Here is a 19928-nt window from a genome sequence, read left to right as displayed (position 1 = left end):
TGAAATGCTGCTTTTTTTATTTTAAAAAAAGAGTATAATAATGAGTTATATTATACCGCTTTACAAGAAAAGTTCGACATCTTACCAATTTTCACCAAGGGGGTGTCGTTGTAATTGTCGTTTCTTTCATGTATGGTATAATTAACTAGTTGTTGTAAATACATACAGATAGAGCAAAATAATAATATTTCAGTATATGGATAAAATTGCTCATAAGTAGGAGGAAGGGTTAGCATGCCTTTTGGAGATATGAACCTTTTGAAATATCTCAGTACGATATTAGATATCGCCGTTGTGTGGTTTGTTATATATAAGCTAATTCTTGTAATCCGAGGAACAAAAGCTGTTCAACTTTTGAAAGGGATTACAGTTATTATTATCGTTCGTATATTAAGTTATTTATTTGAGTTGCATACATTGCAGTGGCTCACGGACCAAGCTTTAACATGGGGATTTTTAGCAATAATTATTATTTTCCAACCAGAGCTTAGACGAGCGCTTGAACAATTAGGAAGAGGAAGTTTGTTCTCCCGTGGAATTGGTCAGGAAGAAGAAGAGCATGAAATCGTTGCGAATGCTGTGGCAAAGGCAACTGAATATATGGGGAAACGACGCATAGGTGCGCTTATTACATTATCTAGAGAAACTGGAATGGGAGATTATGTAGAAACCGGGATTCCTTTAAATGCGAATGTGTCATCAGAACTACTTATTAATATCTTTATCCCTAATACACCGCTTCATGATGGAGCAGTGATTATGCAAGGAAATACGATTAAAGCAGCAGCTTGTTATTTGCCATTATCGGAAAGCCCGTTCATATCAAAAGAATTAGGAACGCGTCACCGGGCTGCGATGGGAGTTAGTGAAGTAACTGATAGCATTACAGTGGTTGTATCAGAAGAAACAGGCCAAATCTCTTTAACTAAAAATGGAGAATTGCATCGTGACTTAAAAGTCGAACAGTTAAAAGAGATGCTTTTAGCAGAGTTTAGTGGAAATGTGAAGACAACTTCTTCATCTTTATGGAATTGGAATTGGAGGAGAAAGCGTCATGGATAAGCTAATGGAGAACCACTGGTTTTTAAAAGGAATTTCATTACTATTGGCGTTAATGCTTTACATGTCGACGAATTTGTCAGATAAAAACACGACAGGGAATACGAGTGCATCACTTTTTCCAACAGGTGATGTAACGGAGACAGTATCTAACGTTGTAGTAGCAGTAAATTATGATGAAGATAAATATATTGTAAGTGGTGTTCCAAAGTATATAAAAATAAAATTGGAAGGGCCAAAAAATGTAATTACTGCAGCAAGGTCGCAACGTGAGTTTGGAGTATCTTTAGATTTACGTGGGTATTCTACAGGAACATACGATGTGCCTTTAAAGTATACCGGGATGGAAAACAATTTAAAAGCAACAGTTCAACCGGCGAAAGTTAAAGTTACGATTCAAAAGAAAGCAAAAAAGTCATTTCCTGTGGAAGTAAAGTACTCAAATGAGAGTCAAATGCAAGGAAGTATGGTTGAAAAACCGACTATCAAACCAGGAACTGTTGAAGTTATGGGTACAGAAGAGGAACTAGCAAAAGTTGCGCTTGTCAGGGCGTATGTTGATTTGAAGGGGATAACAAAAACAGTAACAAAGACAGCCGAAATTGTACTGTATGATGAAGAAGGCCGGAAATTAGACTTACAAACAACACCGTCTAAAGTAAATGTTACAATCCCAGTTTCAAATCCAACTGCGACAAATAATATTGAAAAAACTGTGCCACTAACTTATGTGAAAAGAGGAAGTCTACCAGAGGGGTTAGCGGTTACAAACATCGGTATCGAACCAAATGAAGTGACAATATCAGGCCCAAAAGATGTTTTGGATAATATAAAGTCCTTGGAGGGCGTCGAAGTAGATCTTAGTAAAATTACGGAATCTACAACATTCGATGCCTCTGTTTTATTACCGAAAGGTGTAACCAATGTAAGCCCCAGTCAAGTGAAGGTTTCTGTCGAAGTGCAAAAACAAAAAACTGTAAAGCATAAGACAATAGATGGCATTTCTATACAAAAAAATGGATTGTCAGATGAATTCACTTTACAACTACTTTCTCCACAAAGTGGAAAGATAAGCGTTGATATTTCAGGAGAAGCAAGTATAGTAGATAAAATAACAGCGGCGCAAATAACAGCATCAATTAATCTACAAAACATATCTTCTGGGACGCATGATATTCCAATTCAGGTTAGCGGTCCTAGTAATGTTTCAATAGAAGCAAAACAAAAAACTGTAAAGGTAACCCTTGTAAAGAAAGAAAAACCAGATCAAGAAGTACAAGGTAAGCCGGAGCAACCAGATTCACAAAAAGATAAAGAGAATGAAACAGAAAAACCAACAGAAAAACCAACAGAAAAACCAACAGAAAAACCAAAAGAAGAACAGAACAAAGAATCTGAAAAAGAGAATGAAGCAGAAAAACAAAAAGAGCAAAATAAAGGAGCGAATAGCAATGGGTAAATATTTTGGTACAGATGGTGTGCGCGGTGTCGCGAATAAGGAATTAACACCTGAATTAGCGTTTAAAATTGGTCGTTTTGGAGGGTATGTATTAACAAAAGATACAGATCGTCCAAAAGTGATTATTGGTCGTGACACACGAGTATCTGGTCATATGCTAGAAGGTGCGTTAGTAGCAGGATTATTATCAACTGGAGCAGAAGTTATGCGCCTTGGCGTTATTTCAACTCCTGGGGTTGCTTACTTAACAAAAGCATTAGATGCACAAGCAGGTGTTATGATTTCAGCATCTCATAACCCAGTACAAGATAATGGAATTAAATTCTTCGGTTCAGATGGGTTTAAACTAACTGATGAGCAAGAAGCTGAGATTGAGGCTTTATTAGATAAAGAAGTAGATGAATTACCACGTCCGGCAGGAACAGAGCTTGGACAAGTGAATGACTACTTCGAAGGTGGACAAAAATACTTACAATACATTAAACAAACTGTAGAAGAAGATTTCTCAGGTTTACATATTGCTTTAGATTGTGCACATGGTGCAACATCTTCTTTAGCACCATATTTATTTGCAGATTTAGAAGCTGATATCTCTACAATGGGTACTTCACCAAACGGCATGAATATTAATGACGGTGTTGGTTCTACACATCCAGAAGGTTTAGCAGAATTAGTAAAAGAAAAAGGTGCAGATATTGGACTTGCCTTTGATGGTGATGGAGACCGTTTAATTGCAGTAGATGAAAAAGGAAACGTTGTTGATGGGGATCAAATTATGTACATCTGTGCGAAGTACATGAAAGAAACTGGTCAATTAAAACATAACACAGTTGTTTCAACAGTTATGAGTAACTTAGGTTTCTACAAAGCACTTGAAGCAAACGGTATTACAAGTGATAAAACAGCAGTTGGTGATCGCTATGTAATGGAAGAAATGAAACGCGGCGGTTATAACCTTGGTGGTGAACAATCTGGTCATATTATCTTGCTTGATTACATTACAACTGGAGATGGAATGTTAAGTGCACTTCAGCTTGTAAACATCATGAAAATGACGAAGAAACCATTGTCTGAGCTTGCAGGTGAAATGACAAAGTTCCCACAATTATTGGTGAACGTTCGTGTAACAGATAAGAAACTGGCATTAGAAAATGAGAAAATTAAAGAAATCATCCGTGTGGTAGAAGAAGAAATGAACGGAGAAGGACGTATCCTTGTTCGTCCTTCTGGAACAGAGCCACTTATTCGAGTTATGGCAGAAGCACCAACACAAGAACTTTGTGATGGATATGTACATCGTATTGTAGAAGTTGTGAAAGCTGAAGTTGGCGCTGAATAATTCGCCAATTTCATATGAAAAAGGAGCACGTTTTGTGCTCTTTTTTCATATGTTTTATAGACAATGAAAATTTTTCATTGACGGTTTATGCTGTTTGTTATAAGATGGTCTTGTTCTTTTTCTCAAAATTAATATATGAATTATGAAAGCGCCAGAGCTACAAGTTATGTAGTTGACGAGGAGGAGTTTTATCGAGATTTCGGCGGATGACTCCCGGTTGTTCATCACAACCGAAAGCTTTTATTTAAAGCGTTGAGGTGACTCAATGGACAAAGATAAAAGTGTGATGAGGGAAAAAGAACGGATGAATACTGGCTGTATAAGTATATACGGACTGAAACCCAATCGAGAGGAAGGTGAAAGCCGTTACAGACTTACAGGGCTAGCAATATGTAATCCGTTTTTTATATGTAAATAATGGGATCGGACTATGTCGTTACATGTTCGCAAAGCAATGTAAGCATTTGTAACGGCGACTAAACATGTGTGGAATCGTAGGATTTATTGGTGATCAAGATGCAAAAGAAATTTTATTAAAAGGCTTAGAGAAGCTAGAGTACCGTGGATATGATTCAGCGGGTATTGCAGTACAGGCAGAGAACGGTGTTGTTGTATTCAAAGAAAAAGGCCGTATTGCAAAACTTCGTGAAATCGTGGATGAAAATGTAGCTGCAAGCGTGGGAATCGGTCATACACGCTGGGCAACACATGGTGTTCCAAGTAAAGTCAATGCACATCCGCATCAAAGTACGTCAAAACGCTTTACACTAGTTCATAATGGTGTAATTGAAAACTATGAATTAGTGAAAAAAGAATATCTTCAAGATGTGACGTTTGTAAGTGAAACAGATACAGAAATTATCGTTCAGCTTATGGAACAGCAAGTCAACACAGGATTAAGTGTAGAAGACGCATTCCGTCAAACGTTATCCATTTTACATGGTTCTTATGCAATTGGCTTACTTGATGCTGAAAACCCAAACATGATTTATGTTGCTAAAAACAAAAGCCCGCTATTAGTAGGTGTTGGTGACAACTTTAATGTTGTTGCAAGCGATGCAATGGCAATGTTACAAGTTACAGATCAATTTATCGAGTTAATGGATAAAGAAATGGTGATCGTAACACAAGAAAGCATTACAATTAAAAACTTACAAGGTGAAACGATTGAGCGTGCACCGTTTACAGCGGAATTAGATGCAAGTGATATTGAAAAAGGAACATATCCTCATTTCATGTTAAAAGAAATTGATGAGCAACCACTTGTAATCCGTAATATCATTCAAAAGTATCAAAATGAAGATGGCGAAATTGAATTAGATGAAGATATTCGTAATGCAATTTTAGATAGCGATCGTATTTATATTATTGCATGTGGAACAAGTTACCATGCTGGTCTTGTTGGAAAGCAATTCATCGAAAAATTTGCGAAAGTACCTGTAGAAGTACACGTAGCAAGTGAATTCTCTTACAATATGCCACTATTAACAGAAAGACCATTCTTCATTTACATTTCACAAAGTGGTGAAACAGCAGATAGCCGTGCAGTACTTGTGCAAACAAATGAAATGGGTCATAAAGCATTGACAATCACAAACGTACCAGGTTCTACGCTTTCTCGTGAGGCGGACTATACACTACCTTTATATGCAGGACCAGAAATTGCAGTCGCTTCTACGAAAGCTTACACAGCACAACTTGCAGTGCTTTCAATCTTAGCAGCTGACATTGCGAAAGCAAAAGGTGAAGTTCTTGATTTTGACTTAACACACGAATTAGGTCTTGTAGCCAATGCAATGGAAGTACTTTGTAATCAAAAAGAAGAAATGGATGCACTTGCAAAGCAATTTTTGGCGACAACTCGCAACTGTTTCTTCATCGGACGTAGCGTAGACTTCTATGTTGGTTTAGAAGGTGCGTTAAAGCTAAAAGAAATCTCTTACATCCAAGCAGAAGGATTTGCTGGTGGAGAATTAAAACACGGTACAATCGCGTTAATCGAAAAAGGTACACCAGTTATCGCGCTTGCTACACAAGAGCACGTAAACCTTGGAATTCGCGGCAATGTAAAAGAAGTAGTAGCACGCGGAGCAAACCCGTGTATCATCGCAATGAAAGGCTTAGAAATGGAAGGTGACAGCTTCGTATTACCAGCTGTACATGAAGCGTTAGCACCGCTTGTAGCGGTTATTCCATTACAACTGATTTCATACTACGCAGCGCTTCACCGCGAGTGTGATGTTGATAAGCCACGTAACTTAGCTAAATCTGTTACTGTTGAGTAGGAGATTGGGAGGTTCATAATTTTATGTGGATTTGAAATAAAGTCGCGATGTTTATAAAAAAGATGCGATGTTTTGAATAAAGTCGCGACGTTTTAAAAAAAGTTGCGATGCTTTACCCCTTTAGATATGATTATCTAAAGGGGTGTTTTTATGTCTAAAAGAAAAAGAACATCTGAAATTGAAAAGTGGATAAAAGAAGGTCGCGGTTCAGGTATCGGTACAAATTATAAACCGTGGCTGAAAATTCAAGATGTATCCTCTCTAGGTCGTTCAACTCGTTTAAAAGGAATAAAAACGAGTAGGCAACATGAATTTTTATCGGATTTAGAACGAAACTACTTTTACTTAACTGAACATTCGGATTTTGTTGCTGATATTCGTGAGCAATTTCCTTTACTACCGTTGGAAGAAACAATTGTCATTGCAGATGAATTAGGTATTAAGCATCCTACTAATCCTAAAACTGGTGAACCAATTGTGATGACAACGGATTTTTTATTAACTGTAGATAAAGGACAAGGTGTGTTTGAAGTGGCTCGTACAGTCAAAATGAAGGATGAATTACTGAAGGAACGTGTACTTGAAAAGTTTGAGATCGAGCGAGAGTATTGGCAGCGGCGAGACATTGATTGGGGCATTGTTACAGAGGAAGAGATTCATAAAATAATGGCACGGAATATTAGCTACATTCATGACTATTACGATATTCGAGATTACGATGCATTTCAAGAAATGAGTTCACAGCTCATCGAGGATTTATCTTTATCGTTGATGCAAAGATTACTAAACGATTCATGTAGTATTCGTATTATTACAAGTGAATTTGATACAGATACACATTTGCCTTTTGGGAGTGGTGTGACCCTTTTTTATCATTTGCTTGCTCAGAAAATTATTGTGATAGATATGCTTAAACCACTAAATTTAGAGGAACCAATTGATATTAAGTCAATTGATGAAAGTAAGTTGAAGAAGGTGAAGTATGGATGATCTATATTAATCAAGTGCTTCAGTATGTAAAAGATTCTAGGAGAATACGTGTAATAGATATTGAAGAATCATACGTGTATACCGTTAATGTTGATACGACAAGTGCTATGCCTCAAAAAGAATTATATGGTAGCTTACAGACAGATATTAAACAAGGTGAACTTCTAGTGATTAGTGATCCTTATGCAAAAGCTATTCCAGATAACGAATTAACAGAAGTGCAAATACGAAAACGTGAAGAAGATTGGTATACAGTTGAAAAATATATTCTTCATAATATGAGCGAATTACTTAATAAACAAGGTCGTGAAAATAAGATTCAGGAGATTGTTAAGGAAAGTGAACTTGGGAAAACGAAGGTAAAAAAGCTTCTCAGTCGTTATTGGCAGCGTGGTATGAACAAAAATGCAATGTTACCGGACTACGCAAATTCTGGGGGTAAGGGGAAAATCAAATCTTTAACAAATGCTAAAACAGGACGCCCTCGAAGAGTAAATATTAGTGGAGATTATCAAACGGGTATTAATATTACTGATGAAGTGAAGTTGCAGTTTGAACATGCTATTAAAAAGTATTATCGCAAAACAAATAACTATTCATTAACAGACGTATACCATTTTATTCTGCGTGATTTCTACTCAGATCGCTATAAAGAGAATGGCGAAGTGAAATACCAAGTTTGGAATGGTAGTCGAATACCTTCATATAATCAGTTTTACTATTGGTTTAAGAAATTAGAGGATCCAAAAAAAGATATTCAATTCCGTAAGAGCGCAAAGGAATTTGAGTCTAAACATAGACCAATTTTAAGTGATTCGAAATCTGAAACAAACGGTCCAGGAACGCGTTTTCAAATTGATGCAACAATCGCAGATATTTATTTAGCTAGCTCCTTGGATGTAAATAAAGCCATTGGTAGACCAGTTATTTACGCCGTAATCGATGTGTATTCTCGTATCGTTACAGGATTATATGTGGGTTTAGAAGGTCCATCATGGATCGGAGCGATGATGGCTTTAGATAATATGGTCACTGATAAAGTGGAATTTTGTAAACAATATGGGATTGAAATATTTGAGGAGCAATGGCCTACATATCATTTACCCGAAATCATTATTGCTGATCGAGGTGAGTTTGAAGGTTACTCTGTTGAAAATCTAATTAATAATTTAAATATCAAAATTGAAAATACAACTGCTTATCGAGGGGATTTAAAAGGAATTGTAGAACGTAAATTCCGTACATTGAATGGAAAGGTAAAACAAAAGGCACCAGGTGCTATTCAAAAAGAATATCGTGAACGTGGAGACAGAGATTATCGTTTGGATGCGACCTTAAATCTTAAAGAATTTACAGCAATAATTATTACGCTGGTGCTTCATCACAACCATAAAATCGTTGATAAATATCCAATGGAAAAAGAAATGATTACAGATGGCTTAGTACCAACTCCAATCAATTTATGGAACTGGGGAATTCAAAGCCGTAAGGGCAGATTAAGAACTGTTGATAGAAATATTCTAAGGTTAAATGTTTTACCACGAGGAAACGCTACTATTTCTAGAGCTGGTATTAAATTTAAGAACCTATTATATAGTTCAAAGCAAGCAATTGAAGAACAATGGTATTTAAAACTTAAGAATAGAAGTATCGAGATAGTTTATGATCCACGTAACATAGAGAAAATTTATATTCCGCATGATAATGGGGTGGACTTCGAGTCTTGTATTTTACTTGAGCCAAGTCAACAATATCGCAATGACTTCTTAGAAGAAATTATTTTCCAACAACAATTACGAAGTGAATTGGAAGAAATCGAACGTTCTAATCAAATACAGCTGACGATTAATACAGATGCAAAGATGGATGAAATTATTAAAAAAGCAAAGAAAAAGCAACAACAATCTTTAAATAAATCTACTAGCAAAAGAGAAAAGATTGCATCTATTAGAGAAAATAAAAGTATAGAAAAGCAGTTAAATAGACAACAAGAAAAGTTCGATTTGTCACCAGCAGCTGTTAGTGAAAAAGCAGAAGTAATTGATTTTTCTACAAAAGAAAAGGTACAAAGCGAGCTATCTAAAAAGTCTAGCTCTCGCCTAATGGAAAAATTAAAGAAAAAGCGAGATGAGAAGTTTGGAAAAGACGAATAATCTTGTCCTTAAAGGTGATTTTGAGGAAGCCAATTACAAGGGGCAGGCTTTATTGGAGTATGACAATAATCCTTTTATCGAAGTGCTCCCACCAATCTTTGATGAAGATGATGTGTTAGAACGGTTTATGGTAACACCACGTATTACAGAGCAAGATAAACAAAGTGAAACGAATATTCGCTATCATGTGTTGAAGCGTGTAAAGAACTTCATTCAACCTTTGCCGATTCATTTTGAAGTAGAGCGTCGCCTATCTACTTTAATTCGCCGAGGCTATTTAGCACGTAATCCATTAGATAAAACATTTCTAGAGCGCATTCGAGTTTTACATCAGCTAAGAGAAGATGAAGAAGAAGCACATAAGTATATTGATGAGCGATTAAACTATATACGTTCCACGGCAGATAGTTTATCGATTATTGGTATTTCAGGTATTGGAAAAACAACAGCAATTGAGCGTTTACTACTTATGTATCCGCAAGTTATTAAACATGAAATTTACAAAGGACAACCATTTAATCGTACACAAATTGTTTGGCTTAAAATCGATTGTCCATATGATGGTAGCTTATCTACAATGTGTAAAGGATTCTTCAAGGCGATTGATGATCTACTCGGTACTCGTTATTTAGAGAAGTATGGTTATTTAAATCGTGTTACGTCAACGATGCTTTTACACATGACTTCTTTAGCAAGCATGTACGGTATCGGAGTGTTAGTTATTGATGAAATTCAGCATTTACTACATTCAAAAAATGATCAAGAAGAGATGTTGAACTTTTTTGTTACATTATCAAATACAGTCGGCATCCCTACAGTGTTAATTGGTACCTCGAAAGCCCAACAATTATTTAAAGGAAACTTCCGTCAAGCTCGTCGTGCAGCAAGTGATGGTGCAATTATTTGGGATCTTATGGCTGAGGACAGTGAGGAATGGGAGTTCTTTTTAGAAACGTTATGGGAATTACAATGTTTAAAAACTCGTTCAGAGCTTACTGAAGAAATTAAAAAGACGTTTTATGAAGAATGCCAAGGAATTACTTCGGTAGCTGTAAATTTGTTTATTCTAGCACAGGAGCGAGCGCTGTTTGATGAATCAAATGAAAAAGAAATAATTACTTCTCGCGTGCTAAAGAAAACAGCTAAAGAGGATATGGAAATTATTCAACCGATGCTTAATGCTATTCGTAAAAATGATTTGAAAGCAATGTATAAGTATGAGGATATTATGATTAATCTTGACGAGTTAATGGTTAATCATAAGCAAAACACCGAGTACGAGGGGAAAATCAAAGAGGCGATGAAAGAACGTCAAAATACGTTGCAATATAAGAGACAAGATACGATTGAAAGTTTAAGTATTGAAGTTGCTTCGCTAGGAATTTTTGATGCTTTGAATGCTACTGATATTAAGAAGTTGGTTACTAAGATTATTGAAAATAGCCCTATTGATGTAGAATACAACATTTTAAAATTTGAAGCTGTTCAGGAAGCAATGGATAGGCAAAAGAAATTAGCCAAAGGCCTGAAAAATGTAAATAAAATAGAATTATTACCGTTATTAGAATTAAGGGGGAAAGCAATTCAGAGTAATGAACACCCTTATAATTTCTTGAAATCAAAAGGATTTATAAAACAAGTATTACAAGAATTTTTTTAAACTTTTACTTGGAGGTGGTAATGATGAAGGAAAAGACAATTAAAGTAGATGAAGAAACAGATATTAAAAACTTTAAAGTTACTTTAGCTTTTTTAGCTTTAATTGTAATCACAGGTGTTACATTTCTTATAACACAAATTAAAGAAGTTGGATTTTTATATGCGGTATTTTCAATAGTATGGTTTGGTTTAGAAGGAAGTATTATAAAAAGCGCGGCTAAAGTAGTTTTGAAAAATAATATTTTAGTAGCAATGTATACAGATTCCTCCACTTTATTAGCTTTTGCGACATTATTTTATTCTGTTAGTGGATGGAATACTTTTTGGGGTAAATTTATAGCAACCTTAATATGTTTAGTATTGATGACTGCATTGAGATACTGGAGTAACTCAATAATAGAAAAAGCGGAATAAAATATTGGAGTTTAGGAGGTCATATAAATGCTACCATTTTTCACTAATCCATATCCAGATGAATTAATATATTCAGCGATTGCACGTTATCACTTTTATAGTGGCAATATTGATTGTAAAGACACGTTAGAAGAAGTGTTTCAAAGTCGTTCTGTGATTCCGAGTGTGGAGATTGGTAGCCATTTTGCTATATTAGCTAATATAGGCTCTAACTATTCTGTTGAGACTATATTAGCTAATCATACAATTTATTCTTATTATGTAATATTTTTAACAAAGCAGCGTCAGCAAGAAATTCTACAAGACGTTTCTAGTAATGGACAAGCACTTTATACAAGACTTGGTATGATTGCAGGAAGTATTTGTAGAAAAGCTGGCCTCTATTATTGTGCCGAATGTACGAAAAGTGATGTAGAGCAATTTGGAGAGCCATATATACATCGAGAGCATCAGCTACAAGGCATTGATTACTGTCCCCACCATGAGGTGCAATTGAGAAAATATCCAGTAGATACAACTAGCCGTATTGAATACATTCGTTTTGAGTTAAAGAATATGGATCTATCTTCTATTTACAAAGATGATCCTTTGGCAAAAATGTCAATTTACTTATCAAAACAAGCATATAAATTATTGCAATTGCCGTTACATAAATTTTCACGAGAAGATATTAAGTTGAAATACAGTGCGTTATTGTGTGAATTAAATCTAATTACAGTTTCAAATCGAGTACGTCAAAAAGAATTGTATCAAGCATTTAAAAGTAAGTTCCCTAAAGGCTTTTTAGAAAAGTATGAGAGTACCCTAAATATAGCTGATGAGTATAACTGGTTAAAGGTGATTACTCGTAATACAAAGCGTCATGTACATCCTTTTAGGCATTTGTTAATGCTATATTTTTTAGAGCAGGATGTAGATGAATTTGTGAATCAAAAGGTTAATGGAGGTCCATTTGGTACGGGGCCTTGGCCTTGTTTGAATAAAGCGGCAACACACTATAGAGATTTGGTTATTCCTAGTGTTGAGGTTACAAGAGATTTTAAATCAACAGCTCCAATTGGTACATTTACCTGTTCATGTGGATTTGTCTACGCAAGAAAAGGGCCTGATCTGTCTTTAGAAGATCGATTTCGTATAGGAAGGGTGAAAGTATTTGGTGAAGTGTGGAAGTCAAAGCTTAAACAATTGTCTAAGGCCAATCTTAGTACAAGAGTAATTGCGAGAGAATTAGGAGTCGATTCAAAGACAGTTAAAAGGTATTTAGGGGAACATGAGTTGGTAAGTAATCAAGTAAAAACAGAGAATAAAGCGTTACTTGAACAATATAAAAATGAAATGATAGAAGGGATACGAAAATTTCCTGATTTATCTCGTAAAGCTTTGAGAGACCGTTTTAAAAAGCAATATATGTTCTTATATCGGTATGATCAAGAATGGTTGATGAAGAATTTGCCTATAAATCAAAAGAAGCTAGAGCCAACTAAAACGATAGACTGGGATAAACGAGATAGAGAATATGTGGTAAAAATAAAAACGCTCTATAAAGATTTATTAGCAAAAGAAAGGCCTATTCGAATAACAGTTTCAGCGATAGGCAAACGATTAGGAATATTAGCGAACTTGGAGCATCATTTAGATAAACTATCGCAAACAAAGGAATTATTAAAAGGAATAATTGAGTCAGTCGAGCAATTTCAAATTCGTCGTTGTTGTAAAGTGATTGACCAAATGATAACGATGGATGAGCCAGTTATACTATGGAAAGTACAGCGTATAGCAGCAGTAAAAACGCATCATTTTCATGAAATAAAACCAAAGCTAGAAGAATATTTGAAAAAGAAACAGGATGTGAGTAATGATGAGCAAACAACAGATTAAACTGAATAATTGGCCATTTGATGAAGGAGAGCAAGCACAATTAACTTGGATTAGCTCTCCTTTTTTGCAAGATAAAAAAACGATGATTTATGCGTATTTTAGAGCAAATGATAGGACTGAAAAATTATTAGTTGATTGGGGAACTTTGCCAGCTTTAGCTATTCAGCATTACTACATGAACGGCAATATTAGTCAAAGTATTCCTCCGTCAGGTATAGAAGAAGTTGAAATTAAAATTTATCCAAACACTGTGACCTATTCAGAAAGGGATTGGAGCATATTTGGTACAAATGATAAAGATGTTTCGCGTAGTTTCACTGTTTCATACCAAAATAAAAAATATATCTTGCCCCTTATTGAAGTTGTGCGTAGTATTTTAGCACCAAATCGATTCTTATTATATCGTTTATTTGAAACGAATTCTTTTCCGCAATATTTTATTGAGCAATACGAGCCCAATAAGCTACATCTAGATTTTTCATCACAATATCATCGTAAGTATACGAAAGACTCCTACTTATTCCAGCTAGTATGGCTTTTAACAAATTCAGATCTAAGACAAGTGTTCGAAAATACCGCTTATACCTTTATTAATACAGGAGTCCTACAGTTTGATTGGTTATTCAAGCAACCTATTACCGTTACTGCTGTTGTGAAATCAAGTGTAGCGGGAGGAACTATCCTTCGAATAAAGCGTGTTAAAAACAAAAAGATTCCTTATAAAGAGATTTCATTTACTCATCCAGAGATAATTCAAAATGAAAGGACAAGCGAAGCTAAAAAATATGCATTTCATTCAAAGCAGAATGATGGTATAGGTGAATCTGAAATGAAATTAGATGAAGAAGCTGAGGGAACAACTGATGATTTTGATATAATAGAAATGGATAATCAAATTCATGAATACGAAAAGCTTCCGAAGGTAACAAAAATTCGTAGAAATTCTAATAAACAACGAACACAAGAAGATGAAAATACAAAACGTTATTTCATTGAGGATAATGCACGAAGATCTACCGCTGATGTTGGCGGTAATCAGCTTGCAAGAGGAATAGAAAATAAATCTTTATATGAGATACAGGCACAAGGCGAATTATCAGATTTTATTAACGTACTTAAAATTTTAGAAGGTTATCCCGAAGTTAAAGCAATTAATGTAGCTACAGGTATATTACCAACAGGGAGTGAAAAGCGAAAATTTAGTTACTTAGATGACGGAATTACAAATCGTAAGTACATAGTAGCTAGTATAGAATTATTTAATGGGAGACGGTACAAAGTTTTGGAAATAGAACGAGAAAGTCGTTCCTTATCTATGTTGATATTGTCCGCAACTATCAGTGTGGAATGGTCTTCGATTATTCAAGACATGTTGTCGGGCTTAGTGGATAAAAATGGTGTTTGGGCCAAGGAATTGATTATGGGGATAGAAAGAGAAGGTATTGTTGTAAAAAAAGCTAAACACAGTAAGAAAAGCGTTATACATAAAGCTAAATTGTTATTTGAAAAGCTAGTTTGACAAATCGTATAATTTCTCATAGAACAAATTTATTAATATACTTTATGGAATATTAATACAGAAATTCTTTTCGATGGTATGATTATTGATAGGTAAAGATATTTTGAATATATAAAAGTGGATATGTGGGGGATGTGGAATTGGGTTATCAGTCAGAAGCAAAACTAGAAAATCATTTAGTCGAGCAATTGCAAAAACAAGGTTATGAAGCTGTTCAATTATCGGATTATGCAGCTGTATTAGCCAATTTTCGTGCGCAATTAAATAAGTTCAATGAGAAGAAATTAAATGGGCAACCGTTAACAGATAAAGAATTTAAGCGTGTGCTTGTTGCAACAGAAGATAAAAGTATTTATGAATCTGCGAAAATCTTACGTGACAAGTTATTAATCGAGCGTGAAGATGGAACAGAACTTTATTTAGAATTAATGAATACAAAACAATGGTGTAAAAACTTATTTCAAGTAACAACACAGACGACCATGTTCGGTAAATATGAAAATCGTTATGATGTCACGATTTTCATTAATGGGTTACCTATTGTTCAAATTGAGTTGAAACGTCGAGGTCTAGATTTTAAAGAAGCATTTAATCAAATCCAGCGCTATCGTCGCCATTCATTCCAAGGGTTATATCACTTCCTGCAAATCTTTGTTGTAAGTAATGGTGTTGATACGAAGTACTTCTCCAATTCTGATTATGATATTCAATTTGGCTTTACTTTCTTCTGGTCAGATGAAGAAAATAATATTATTACGAATCTACAAGACTTTACGAAAACTTTTCTGCAACCTTGCCATCTAGCGAAAATGGTTAGCCGTTATATGATTATTAACGATACTGATAAGGCTCTAATGGTTATGCGTCCGTATCAAGTATATGCAGTGGAAGCCTTAGTAAAACGAGCAAATGAAACGAATAACAATGGTTTCATTTGGCATACTACAGGTTCAGGGAAGACATTAACTTCTTTCAAAGCAGGGCAAATTTTAGCAAATGAAGAAAGTATTAAGAAAGTATTTTTCCTTGTCGATCGCCAAGATTTGGACAGTCAAACTACTGCAGAGTTTAACAAGTTCGAAAAAGGCTCTGTAGACCGCACAGATAAAACAGATGAATTAATTAAACAAATTAAAAATCCAATGAAGCGCTTCATCGTCACAACGATTCAAAAAATGAGTAATGCGGTGAAAAATCCACGTTATGAAAAAATCATGGAGCCATATAAACAAGAACATGTTGTCTTTATTATTGATGAATGTCATCGTAGCCAGTTTGGTGATATGCGCAAAGATATTGATCACCACTTCCAAAATGCACAATACTTCGGATTTACGGGTACACCACGTTTTGAAGAAAACAAAAGCCAGGATGGTCGTACAACAGCAGATTTATTTGAAAAATGTTTACATCACTATTTAATTAAAGATGCGATTCGTGATGGCAATGTATTAGGCTTCTCAGTTGAATACATTAGCACGTTCCAATCGAAAGCAGATGAATTCGATGATACGAAAGTAGAAGGTATTGATACAGATGAGGTGCTGCGCCATCCTACACGTTTAAATATGATTGCAGACCATATTATCGACAATCATAATCGCCGTGCGAAAAGTAAAGGATATTGCGGTATCTTTGCGGTTGATTCGATTCAAACGTTAATTAAGTACTATGATTTATTTAAAGCGAAAAATCATAACTTGAAAATTGCAGGGATTTATTCGTTTGGTGCGAACGAAGAAAGTGATGGTACAGAAGAACATTCACGTGAAGCATTGGATCGTATGATTGTGGATTATAATCAAATGTTTGGAACAGATTATTCAACTGATGCATGGGACCGCTATTTCTCAGATGTATCAAAGAAAATGAAGCAAGCACAAATCGATATTTTATTAGTCGTAAATATGTTCTTAACGGGATTTGATAGTAAACCACTCAATACATTATATGTTGATAAAAACTTGCAGTATCACAATCTATTGCAAGCTTATAGTCGTACAAACCGTGTAGAAAAGGCGACAAAACCTTATGGAAACGTCGTTTGTTACCGCAATTTGAAAGAGCAAACCGATGATACAATTCGCTTATTCTCTAAAACCAATTCGGTTGATGATGTCTTAATGCAAAATTACGATGCTTATCTGGCGAAATTTAAAGAAGCATTAGAAGGACTCAAAAAAGTTGCAGCATCGCCTGAACAAGTCGATGCACTTCAAACAGAAGAAGATCAACGTGAATTTATTGTGGCCTTCAAAAATGTCACAAAAATGCTTCAACGCTTGCAATCATTTTCTGACTTTGAATTTGATGAAGATGAACTGCAAATCACTGAGCAATCTTACGAGGACTATAAAAGTAAATACTTCAAAATCCATGATCGCTTGAAAAAAGAAGATCCACGTAAGGAATCTATTTTACAAGACATTGATTTTGAGTTAGAGCTAATGCATACAGATCGTATTAATGTCAGCTATATTATGAATTTGATTGCGAATTTAACAATGGATGACGAAAAAACACGTGATCAAGAAATTAAATTAATCAAGCAAGAATTAGATCATGCGTCTGATGAAAAATTACGTTTAAAAGTTGAACTAATTCATAATTTCTTAGATAAAATTGTGCCACAGCTCGGTACAAATGTATCGATTCTTGATGAATATTCAAAGTATGAAGAAGAAGTACAAGAAGAAGAAATGAATACTTTTGCAAGTGAAGTAGGATTAGAGCAATCTGTTTTAAAAGAACAAGTGGCAACCTATGAATATGCCAATATCATTGAAGATAGTACCATTATGGACCGTTTATCAGGGTCATTTTTAAAGAAAAACAAGGCAATTAAAGCGATTAAAAGCTTTATTCATGAGCAAGTAGCAAAATATGGAGCATAGGAAAAAGAGAGGGAAACCTCTCTTTTTTCACGTTATTTTAAAAAATATCAAAAATAAATCGCGTTTCAACTTGATATTATTTAAAATATCATTTAATATAATATTTAGAGAGGAGGTCATACAATGAAGTTAAGAGAATGCGCAGATGTTACACAAGGCGTCTTCACAAATCGAGTTGAAACATCGAATCTGAGTGAAGATAGTGTCCAGATGCAGTTGGTAACATTAAAAGAATTTAATCATTTGCTCGGAATCGATTACCGAATTTCTCAAGAAAAAGATCGATCGATTTATGTGAATAAAGAGAAGATTAAACAAGAAGTATTAACAGATACTGAAAGCCTTGTGTTGCATACATTAACACAAAAGGTTGTTTGGTTTCCTCCACAATTTGAGGGTCTATTACTGACGAATAACTTTATGAAAATAAGCTTTTTTGAAAAAGTAGATGTTCATTTTATGGAGTGGCTATTTAATGAGCATCCTTCCATTCAGAAACAAATTGCATTATTTACAGAAGGAAGTATCATTTCTTCACTGAAGTTATCGAATGTAAAAGAAATTGAGCTTGTTCTCCCAAATGTTGAAAAGCAAACAGTAATAGGGAAGATCGCACAATTAAAAAAGAGAAAGACAGCACTTTTAAAAGAGAAAGATAGATTAGAACAATTACTCCTTCACCATCAAATGGTGGAGATTATCGATCAATTAGGAGGTCATTAAAATGACAACAAGTGAAAAACAACGCCAGCAACAAGCTGAATTACATAAGAAGCTATGGGCAATGGCGAATGACTTACGTGGCCAAATGGACGCGTATGAGTTTAAAGATTATATTTTAGGATTGATTTTCTACCGTTACTTATCAGAAAAAGTAGAATCACGCGCGAATTCATTACTTGCAGAAGATGAATTGAGCTTTGTAGAAGCTTGGGAAAATGACGAATATCGTGAAGATTTACAAGAGTATTTAATAAATGAATTAGGGTATGTCATTACACCTCAATATTTATTCTCTACATTCGTAAAAGAAATCGAATTAGGGGCTAATGGTAACTTCGATATTGAAATGCTTCAAAATGGTGTCAAGTTCATTGAATCTTCAACAATGGGTGCAGATAGCCAAGAAGACTTCGAAAACTTATTTGATGATATGGATTTAAACTCATCAAAATTAGGACGTACTGTAAAAGCTCGTTCTGAACTGATTGCGAAAGTACTTGTGAATATTGCAGACATCCCATTCTTACAAGATGATGTTGAAATCGATGTGTTAGGTGATGCTTACGAATATATGATTTCACAATTCGCCGCAAACGCTGGTAAAAAAGCTGGGGAGTTCTATACCCCACAACAAGTATCACGCATCTTAGCGAAAATCGTGACAGCTGGTAAAACAGAAATCAAAGATGTTTATGATGGTACATGTGGTTCTGGTTCCTTACTATTACGTGTAGGTAAAGAAGCGAAAGTTTATAACTATTACGGTCAAGAAAAAGTATCAACAACGTACAACTTAGCACGTATGAATATGTTACTACATGATATTCCATATCAACGTTTCGATATTAAAAATGCCGATACGTTAGAAGAACCACAGCACCTAGATAAACGCTTTGAAGCGATCGTTGCCAATCCACCTTACAGCGCAAAATGGAGTGCTGATGACAAGTTCCAAGATGATGAACGTTTCAGCAATTATGCAAAACTAGCACCCAAATCAAAAGCGGACTTCGCATTCGTCCAACACTTTATTCATCATTTAGATGATAATGGCACATTCGCAGTCGTATTACCACATGGCGTACTATTCCGTGGTGCTGCAGAAGGTGTCATTCGTAAATATTTAATCGAAGAGAAAAACTATTTAGATGCGGTAATCGGTTTACCAGGGAACATTTTCTTCGGTACATCTATTCCAACATGTATTTTAGTATTCAAGAAATGTCGTAAACACGATGACAACGTGATCTTTATTGATGCTTCAAATGAGTTTGAAAAAGGTAAAAACCAAAACCATTTATCAGACGATCAAGTTGAAAAAATCGTGGATACTTATTTAAGTCGCGAAACAATTGATAAATACGCTTACGCAGCAACATTAGATAAAATCAGAGAAAATGATTATAACTTAAACATCCCTCGTTATGTCGATACGTTCGAAGAAGAAGAACCTGTTGATTTAGCAGAAGTCGCAAAACAGCTGCAAGCGATCGATGAAGAAATTGCCAAAGTGGATGAAGAACTAGCTGCATACTTCAAAGAATTGGGGGTGTAGG

General features: G+C 35.0%; 13 protein-coding genes and 1 pseudogene. All 14 read left to right on the top strand.

Annotated features, from left to right (window positions below; translation table 11 throughout):
* Nucleotides 1–234 precede the first annotated feature (234 nt).
* The 14 genes and pseudogenes from cdaA (at nucleotide 235) to MHH71_RS15000 (ending at nucleotide 19927) form a co-directional block, all read left to right on the top strand.
* Entirely contained in the window at nucleotides 235–1062 is an 828-nt protein-coding gene (cdaA, locus tag MHH71_RS15065; protein WP_003204777.1) for a diadenylate cyclase CdaA, read from the top strand.
* The gene (locus MHH71_RS15060) at nucleotides 1055–2518 is read left to right on the top strand and encodes a CdaR family protein (RefSeq protein ID WP_018767177.1); all 1464 of its coding nucleotides are present in this window, start codon (nucleotides 1055–1057) and stop codon (nucleotides 2516–2518) included. Before cdaA ends, MHH71_RS15060 begins: the two co-directional genes overlap by 8 nt.
* The gene (gene glmM, locus MHH71_RS15055; protein WP_018767176.1) at nucleotides 2511–3857 is read left to right on the top strand and encodes a phosphoglucosamine mutase; all 1347 of its coding nucleotides are present in this window, start codon (nucleotides 2511–2513) and stop codon (nucleotides 3855–3857) included. The genes MHH71_RS15060 and glmM overlap by 8 nt, the downstream gene beginning before the upstream one ends.
* A 286-nt stretch (nucleotides 3858–4143) precedes the next feature.
* A pseudogene (locus MHH71_RS15050) lies at nucleotides 4144–4327 on the top strand (hypothetical protein).
* Nucleotides 4328–4339: 12 nt separating this feature from the next.
* Nucleotides 4340–6142 (top strand): glutamine--fructose-6-phosphate transaminase (isomerizing), encoded by a 1803-nt coding sequence (glmS, locus tag MHH71_RS15045; protein WP_006097148.1) that lies wholly within the window; start codon nucleotides 4340–4342, stop codon nucleotides 6140–6142.
* 150 nt (nucleotides 6143–6292) lie between these two features.
* Nucleotides 6293–7132 carry a heteromeric transposase endonuclease subunit TnsA gene (locus MHH71_RS15040; RefSeq protein ID WP_006097147.1) on the top strand — a complete coding sequence of 280 codons (840 nt, stop codon included), beginning with the start codon at nucleotides 6293–6295 and terminating at the stop codon, nucleotides 7130–7132.
* Complete coding sequence (locus MHH71_RS15035) at nucleotides 7129–9285, top strand: Mu transposase C-terminal domain-containing protein (RefSeq protein ID WP_033799406.1); 2157 nt, start codon at nucleotides 7129–7131, stop codon at nucleotides 9283–9285. Before MHH71_RS15040 ends, MHH71_RS15035 begins: the two co-directional genes overlap by 4 nt.
* Nucleotides 9260–10945, top strand: coding sequence for an ATP-binding protein (locus MHH71_RS15030; RefSeq protein ID WP_033799405.1), 1686 nt, complete (start codon nucleotides 9260–9262; stop codon nucleotides 10943–10945). The genes MHH71_RS15035 and MHH71_RS15030 overlap by 26 nt, the downstream gene beginning before the upstream one ends.
* A 23-nt stretch (nucleotides 10946–10968) precedes the next feature.
* Nucleotides 10969–11358 (top strand): hypothetical protein, encoded by a 390-nt coding sequence (locus MHH71_RS15025; protein WP_139358585.1) that lies wholly within the window; start codon nucleotides 10969–10971, stop codon nucleotides 11356–11358.
* Between the two features lie 27 nt (nucleotides 11359–11385).
* The gene (locus tag MHH71_RS15020; RefSeq protein WP_006097143.1) at nucleotides 11386–13236 is read left to right on the top strand and encodes a TnsD family Tn7-like transposition protein; all 1851 of its coding nucleotides are present in this window, start codon (nucleotides 11386–11388) and stop codon (nucleotides 13234–13236) included.
* The gene (locus tag MHH71_RS15015) at nucleotides 13214–14755 is read left to right on the top strand and encodes a Tn7-like element transposition protein TnsE (RefSeq protein WP_327806407.1); all 1542 of its coding nucleotides are present in this window, start codon (nucleotides 13214–13216) and stop codon (nucleotides 14753–14755) included. The genes MHH71_RS15020 and MHH71_RS15015 overlap by 23 nt, the downstream gene beginning before the upstream one ends.
* Nucleotides 14756–14895: 140 nt before the next feature.
* Nucleotides 14896–17649: a type I restriction endonuclease subunit R gene (locus tag MHH71_RS15010; protein WP_033799404.1), complete on the top strand. Its 2754-nt coding sequence runs from the start codon at nucleotides 14896–14898 to the stop codon at nucleotides 17647–17649.
* Between the two features lie 123 nt (nucleotides 17650–17772).
* Nucleotides 17773–18372 carry a restriction endonuclease subunit S gene (locus tag MHH71_RS15005; RefSeq protein WP_033799403.1) on the top strand — a complete coding sequence of 200 codons (600 nt, stop codon included), beginning with the start codon at nucleotides 17773–17775 and terminating at the stop codon, nucleotides 18370–18372.
* A gap of 1 nt (nucleotide 18373) precedes the next feature.
* A complete protein-coding gene (locus MHH71_RS15000; RefSeq protein WP_006097137.1) occupies nucleotides 18374–19927 on the top strand; it encodes a type I restriction-modification system subunit M in 1554 nt (517 codons plus the stop codon).
* Nucleotide 19928 lies beyond the last annotated feature (1 nt).

Origin of the sequence: Bacillus sp. FSL H8-0534, assembly GCF_038005885.1 — a bacterium.
In the GTDB taxonomy this organism is placed as follows: Bacteria; Bacillota; Bacilli; order Bacillales; family Bacillaceae_G; genus Bacillus_A; species Bacillus_A pseudomycoides.
The sequence above is the reverse complement of the archived record's forward strand: the minus strand, read 5'-3'. Positions and strand labels throughout refer to the sequence as shown.